Annotated in this window: 6 protein-coding genes and 1 pseudogene; all 7 read right to left on the minus strand. The window is 45.6% G+C overall.

Annotated features, from left to right (window positions below):
- Positions 1-313: 313 nt before the first annotated feature.
- Positions 314-808, minus strand: a pseudogene (locus ACI0FR_RS12855) (SDR family NAD(P)-dependent oxidoreductase).
- On the minus strand, positions 741-881 hold the full coding sequence (locus tag ACI0FR_RS12860; RefSeq protein WP_374833164.1) for a hypothetical protein: 141 nt from the start codon (positions 879-881) through the stop codon (positions 741-743). Before ACI0FR_RS12860 ends, ACI0FR_RS12855 begins: the two are co-directional and overlap by 68 nt.
- A gap of 22 nt (positions 882-903) precedes the next feature.
- Entirely contained in the window at positions 904-2571 is a 1668-nt protein-coding gene (locus ACI0FR_RS12865; protein ID WP_461667948.1) for a dipeptide ABC transporter ATP-binding protein, read from the minus strand.
- On the minus strand, positions 2568-3443 hold the full coding sequence (locus ACI0FR_RS12870; RefSeq protein ID WP_374833168.1) for an ABC transporter permease: 876 nt from the start codon (positions 3441-3443) through the stop codon (positions 2568-2570). Before ACI0FR_RS12870 ends, ACI0FR_RS12865 begins: the two co-directional genes overlap by 4 nt.
- Position 3444: 1 nt before the next feature.
- The gene (locus ACI0FR_RS12875) at positions 3445-4284 is read right to left on the minus strand and encodes an ABC transporter permease (RefSeq protein WP_374833170.1); all 840 of its coding nucleotides are present in this window, start codon (positions 4282-4284) and stop codon (positions 3445-3447) included.
- 146 nt (positions 4285-4430) lie between these two features.
- Positions 4431-5888 carry a TIGR04028 family ABC transporter substrate-binding protein gene (locus ACI0FR_RS12880; protein ID WP_461667949.1) on the minus strand — a complete coding sequence of 486 codons (1458 nt, stop codon included), beginning with the start codon at positions 5886-5888 and terminating at the stop codon, positions 4431-4433.
- A complete protein-coding gene (locus tag ACI0FR_RS12885) occupies positions 5860-6072 on the minus strand; it encodes a hypothetical protein (RefSeq protein ID WP_461667950.1) in 213 nt (70 codons plus the stop codon). Before ACI0FR_RS12885 ends, ACI0FR_RS12880 begins: the two co-directional genes overlap by 29 nt.
- Positions 6073-6520: the final 448 nt, after the last annotated feature.

Genomic DNA, 6520 nt, shown 5'->3' on the forward strand with positions numbered 1-6520 from the left:
GGCTTTCTATCAGAATATGAAAATATGTAATAAAGCTGCATAAGCGTCGAACAAATTGCGCGCCGCAAAATCCAGTGCGGCTCAATACCTGCCTTACGACAAACTTCGCCAATTGGCGTACTATCGGCTTGTTACAGAACAAACGCAATTTATGCGTCTAAAATTTACCGACATTGATGGAACTCTCCTTCTCCCGTAAAGGGGATTATAAATGGAAAATTCCAGCTGAAAATGGTCCGATTTTAAGGAAGCATCTCACATATCGACGCGCAAGACCGGTGATGAAACCTGATAAGCCCAGACGTGGGCTGGTTTACAAAGCGAATTCTGAAGAAGGTTCCTTCACAAAACGCGAGGCTACAGTAACAATGCGTCCGCATTTACGTTCTGCCATGCCATCAATTACACTAGTTATCAGCTCAATCGGGGCTAGCATCATTAAGTCTATTGTGCGCAGCCAATCATCATTGCTCCATTTACGAAATTCACGTTTGGTCCGTGGCCACCCTCCATTATGGATCAAAATATTAGATCACTGCAATTATTCAGGATTTCGATACGTCTTTCACGTTGCCCCAAATCCGCTAGGCCTCAAATCCGCTGGAATGTAACTGACTTTAGCATCGCAATTGTTCTGAAGTGCGGTGTTTGATTTTTTAAGCTTGTCTTCTGTGCGTGTCACCAGCACAATTTCAACTCCTTCTGCGGCAAGAATTTTAGCATAAGCAAAGCCTATGTCTTCACCGCCACCACAAAACGGTGTTGTGATTATTGATGAGCGGCTTCGTCCAGCTCTTCGCAGGATAATTCAACAATAGCAGGTCATCGGCCAGACGCTCTTCCAGCGCTTCAAGGTTATGAGGATGCAGGCGGGTCATCATTATGTCGGTCAATAAAATTTGGTTACGCAGGATTTAGTTCAGAGCCATGATTTGCGTGAAATTTAGGAATGCTTGCTACCAGTTCTTTGGTGTAATCATGGGCAGGATATCTAAAAACGGTTTCAACCGGCCCTTGCTCGACTTCAATTCCATTTTGCATGACCGAAACCGTGTCAGCGATCTGGCTCACAACGGCCAGATCATGAGAAACGAATATATAAGTCAGTCCGAATTCATGTTGTAATTGGGTTAAAAGTGTCAGAATACGGGCTTGTACTGTCACATCCAATGCAGACACAGCTTCATCAAGAACAACAACTTCCGGCTGTAAAATCAACGCACGGGCAATAGCAACGCGCTGACGTTGTCCCCTGGAAAGTGGGCGCGGGTGGCGATGAAGAACGTCGGTTGGTAAACCGACGCGGGTAATCATTTCATGCACACGTTCAGCTCGTTCCTTAGCAGATAAGGGATCAAAATTGAGTAATGGTTCTTCAACAATCTTGAAGATTGTCTGACGCGGATCAAGGGAACTATTAGGGTTTTGATAGACCAACTGCACCTTGCGTCGAAACTGGCGTAATGGTTCGCCACTAAGATTTGATACACTCATGCCACTGATAGCGATGTTTCCAGATGTAGCAGTTTCAAAACCTGTGACCATGCGGATTGTGGTTGTTTTACCGCTGCCGGATTCACCAACAATGGCATGTGTTGTCCCACGCGCGACACGAAAGGACAGGTTTGCCACAGCTTGCAAGCCTTCTGGATGGCCTGCAAGCGGAAAAGTTTTATTTAAATTATTAACGACAACCACGTCATCTGTTGGGGTAATCTTTGCGAGACGGGGTACATCCCGCTTCCTGCCAGTAAATGAAGGTGCATCACTTAGCAGCTTTTTAGTGTAATTATTTTGCGGCGCGTTCAGTATGTCTGCGGTTCTCCCGACTTCAATAACGCGCCCCCCTTGCATGACGACAATAGCATCAGCACGGGCAGCAACACCTAAATCATGAGTGATAAGTAAAACGGATGCATTTGTTTCTTGTTTTAAAGCATCGATGAGATCAAGGATGCGTTTTTGCACAGTGAAATCAAGCGCACTCGTAGGCTCATCAGCTATAATCAACTCGGGCTTTAAAGCGATTGCCATTGCAATAAGAACCCACTGACGCATTCCACCGGAGAGCTGGTGCGGGTATTGATTATAACGCAGTTCAGGAGACGGCAATCCAACTTTTTCAAGTAGTTCCAGAACTATTTCTTTGATCTTTTTTCGGCCCATCGCCAATCGGTGAAGCACTAAAATTTCACTCAACTGCGATCCAATAGTGCGAATAGGATTAAGTGAAGTAACCGGGTCTTGCGATATAAGACCAATGCGTGACCCGCGTAAAACGTCCAATTGTTTGTCTGACCAATGTGCAATATTCTGACCGTTGACCAGAATTTGACCATCATCAATCTGTCCGCCGGTCAGCAACCCGATAATGGCTTGCGCTTTGGTTGTTTTACCGGAGCCCGACTCGCCGACAATGGCAAGTGTTTCGCCGTGATTCAAGCTAAACGAAATACCGTTGACAACGCGCTTTGCTTTCGCCGCCTTACCATAAGAAATACTTAGTTCTTTGATATCTAATATTGGTAAGGCGTGATCAGCATCGAACTTAACTGATAAATTAGTTTTCATAGCTGTTCCCGCACGGATTTGCTGATCTGATTTGCAGCCAAAACGACCAATACGATGATTAATCCGGGTGCGGCTGTCAGCCACCATGCCGTTGCTATGTAATTGCGCCCTTCGGCCACCAACAATCCCCATTCGGGTGTTGGTGGCGGCGGACCGTAGCCAAGGAAGCTCAAGGTTGAGAGCTGAAGAATAGCCGAGCCGAATTGTAATGCCGAAAAGGCGATAACGGATGTAAGGGAATTTGGAAGAATATGACGCCAAAGAACCTTTGAGAATGTGCCTCCACTACCAATGGCTGCTTCAATATAATCACTGCTTCGCACTCTGATAACTTCAGAACGCATAAGACGTGCAAATGCAGCCACCGATGCTACACCCACGGCAATGGATGCGTTGAACGTTCCAAAACCGAGCAAGATAATAATGCTCAAGGCAAGCAGAAGGCTTGGTATAGACAAAAGCACGTCAACTATTCGCATAGAAATCGTATCTACAACTCCGCCCATTGAACCGGCGAACAAGCCGAATGCGGTGCCGACTATAAGCCCGACTAATGTTGCGATGAATGCACCACTCAGTGAATGCACCGCCCCATAGATAATTCGTGAATATTGATCGCGGCCAAGCGTGTCAGTGCCGAAATAGTTGGTCAAACTCGGCGCTTTTAACTGCTGTCCGGGCTTACTTGTTACAGCATCATGCGTAGCAAAAAAATCCGGAAAAACGGCGCAAAGAATAACAATGAGCAAAATGGCATAAGAAAGCCATGTTGAAAGGCTGGTTGTTTTTACTGCATCAAAGAAAGAGCGTATTTTTTGTGAAAGGGCTGATCCGGTTGATGTGCCGGCGTATGTTTCTTTAGCTATTCCCATATCAGGCCGCCTTTGTATCTTTGCGCAGCCTTGGATCAAGCAGCGGATAAAGTAGGTCAACAATGAGGTTGATGCTGACAAATGTTGCAGCAGACAGCAGGACAACGGCTTGCAAAACAGCCACGTCAAGTGTTGCAACTGCGGATTCAGTTATGCGGCCAATACCGTTCAAACCAAAGACGGTTTCGGTAACAACGGCGCCAGCCAGCAATTCGCCGAACAGCATGCCGCAGATGGTAAGCACCGGAAATGATGCATTGGTAATGACATGTCTCCAAAAGACCCAATTTAGTGAGGCGCCTTTTGCGCGTGCGACCACAACGAAGGGACGTGTCATAACATCATCAATGTTACGCATCAGGATTTGCGTGATAGGTGCACTGACGGGAACAGCAAGTGTTGCGATTGGCAGAATTAAGCCGATCCATGGGCCGGGATTAATCACTGGTACCAGGCGGAAGCGAAAAGAAAATATTTGTATAAGCATAATGCCAAGCCAAAAGACAGGAATGGCAATAAAAAGCGACGGCAACATTGTAATGGCACGGCGAAGCCATGCGAAAGGTGAAAAATAGGATAGAAAAGACAGTGCGAGACTGAATATTAACGCAAAAAGAAAACCTAAGCCTGCCAGCCTGAAGGTTGCCAGAATATTGTCCCCAATCAACGCTGTCACCTTAACACCAGCATGGATGGAGTATCCGAAATCTCCCGTCAATGTGTTCGTAAGAGCCGTAAAATAACGTTGGAGGGGCGGATTGTCCGAGCCATAAATTTGGCGGATTTCGGCAAGCTGTTCAGGGGAAAGCGCAAAGTCTCCCCCCATATATTTAATAAGCACCGCGTCCCCGGGCATCATTTGCAATAGCAAAAAAGATAGGGTGAACGCAGCCCACAACACAACAAGTGCTTGGCTCAATCTCGATAGGATATATTTAGAATGGGACAAGTGGATTAAGCCTGAAGTTGTATTGATATTTCAAATAATTACTTGCGATCAAGAGACACGCTATAAAATAGCGGGCGACCTACTACATCAAAGGCAATGTCTTTTACGTATGGAGCGCCTGCGAAAGATTGCGGTTCTTCGAAAAGCGGGATAACGTAAGCCTGTTCAATCAGATACTTTTGAGCATCCTGCGTATGGTCCAGACGTTTGGCAGTATTCGGCTCAGAGGCGATTGCATCAAGAATTGCGTTGAGCTTCGCGTCGACAAATTCTGTTCCTAAACCTTTGCCACCTTGTTGGCGTAACTGGTCACGTGTTGTCGGATAATACTGACTTTTTAAAACTTCCGGATCAGCACGCTCTACCTTGGTTGGAACTAACGGGGTAACTTCAGGATTCAGGTCATCTTTTGTACGGGTACCGGCTTCGCCGGCCAGAAGTTTCAGCTCGACACCAACATTTTGCCATTGCTGTGCCAATAGTTGCAGGGTTTCTTTGCTACGTGCATAATTGAGCGAGTCATAAACGCCAAGTGAAAGTCTTTTGCCTTCCTTCTCACGAATACCGTCGGCTCCGGTTTTCCAACCTGCTTCATCCAGCAATTTTTTGGCCAAGTCTGGATCGAAGACCAATTCGCTGCTGAGATCAATAAAACCTTCAGAAACCGAAGAAAGCGGGGAGCGTGCTTTCGGATAGTTCTCTGTGAACAATGTATCAATGATTTCTTGGCTATTGGTAGCGTGTAACAAAGCTTGGCGTACTTTACGATCTGCTACGAGTGCTTTGCTTGGTCGGAAGGCAACAGCATGTGTCGTTCCGCGGGTTTGTGCTCCATAAACCGTATAACCGGCGGCCTTTACCTGTGCCTCATCATAGGAATGAACCTGACGAATGAAATCACCTTGCTGGGATAGAAGTGAGCCAATGCGCACACCATCTTCCGGGACAGTCAGAATAGTAATGCCATCAAGCTTAGCACGACCTTGATGAGACAGTTTTACAGGTGCCCAGTTATAATCTTTTCGTGCTGCTAGCTGGATTTCAGTGCCGAGTTTTTCACTCGCTACAACGAAAGGTCCTGAACCGATAATATTGGGTGCTTGACCGAATTCATCTGCTGAAAGAGCACGTGTTGCAGGTGAAACAATGCCCGATGTCGGCGTGGCGGTAGCCTGTAGGAAACCCGGTGGTGATGCCTTGAAATAGAATTTTACTGTTTTAGCGTCAACCACTTCACTACGTTCATAGTTGCTGATTGCTTCGGAAATGGTTTGCTTGCGATCGATATTTCCCAGACCATATACATCGAAGTTGGCAGCAATTGCTTTTGCATCGACCGGTGAACCGTCTGAGAATGTTATGCCGTCCCGTAAGTGGAATGTATATTCTGTCACATCGGAATTAATCTCCCAACTTTCTGCAAGCCATGGTTCGATTTCAAGTGTTCGCGGATTTTGATAAGTCAGTTTATCCGTAATTTGATTGAGCCCCCCCATTTGGATAAAAACTTGCCGCTGGCGGATAAAGGCTGGTATGGGGTTGCTTTTCCAAATAAATGAGAGTTCCGCCTGCAGCAGTTTCTTCTTGTGCGTAAGAGGATACCGTATTCAGGTTAATTGCCGTGATTGCATAAATTGCAACTGCAGCCAGAAGAAAATGGCGACGTTTAAATTTTGACAACAATGATAAGCCCCTATCATTAAATAACAGATGTTAGATCGGCACTTATCCGAACTTGTTGTGAGCTTATTGTTGTCTGGGACTATGAGTAAGTTGCGTTCATTTTCTTTTTTTATCGAACGTTGGAATATTTATAAGCCGCAGTTGGGGTAATTATAATATAATTCCTAACTGTATTTTTCCCTGAAATATTTGGTTTGTTGGTAATGATAACCAGCCAGCTGCGATGAAGTGCCTAGTCGAGTGTATAGCGAGCTATCTCTAAGGACTTTCCGAATCCTTGTTCGTGGGGCCATTTCAATTGAAGTTTTTTAATGACATAGGATTCTAATAGAATATTGATGCCTATGATGTGGAGCTGATCAAACAATTGTCTTTATTGAGTGTTTTTATTGATTTTTAGGTTTTGACAGTAGAGAGGCTTATTATGAGCGATCTTTTCTGGCTT

It is taken from the genome of Paenochrobactrum sp. BZR 201-1 (assembly GCF_044987585.2).
GTDB lineage: Bacteria > Pseudomonadota > Alphaproteobacteria > Rhizobiales > Rhizobiaceae > Paenochrobactrum > Paenochrobactrum pullorum.

Excerpts from the sequence above, each read along its gene's own strand:
- ACI0FR_RS12880 (WP_461667949.1), bottom strand. The coding sequence starts at position 5,888 with ATGGGGGGGCTCAATCAAATTACGGATAAACTGACTTATCAAAATCCG.
- ACI0FR_RS12870 (WP_374833168.1), bottom strand. The coding sequence starts at position 3,443 with ATGGGAATAGCTAAAGAAACATACGCCGGCACATCAACCGGATCAGCC.
- ACI0FR_RS12860 (WP_374833164.1), bottom strand. The coding sequence starts at position 881 with ATGATGACCCGCCTGCATCCTCATAACCTTGAAGCGCTGGAAGAGCGT.
- ACI0FR_RS12865 (WP_461667948.1), bottom strand. The coding sequence starts at position 2,571 with ATGAAAACTAATTTATCAGTTAAGTTCGATGCTGATCACGCCTTACCA.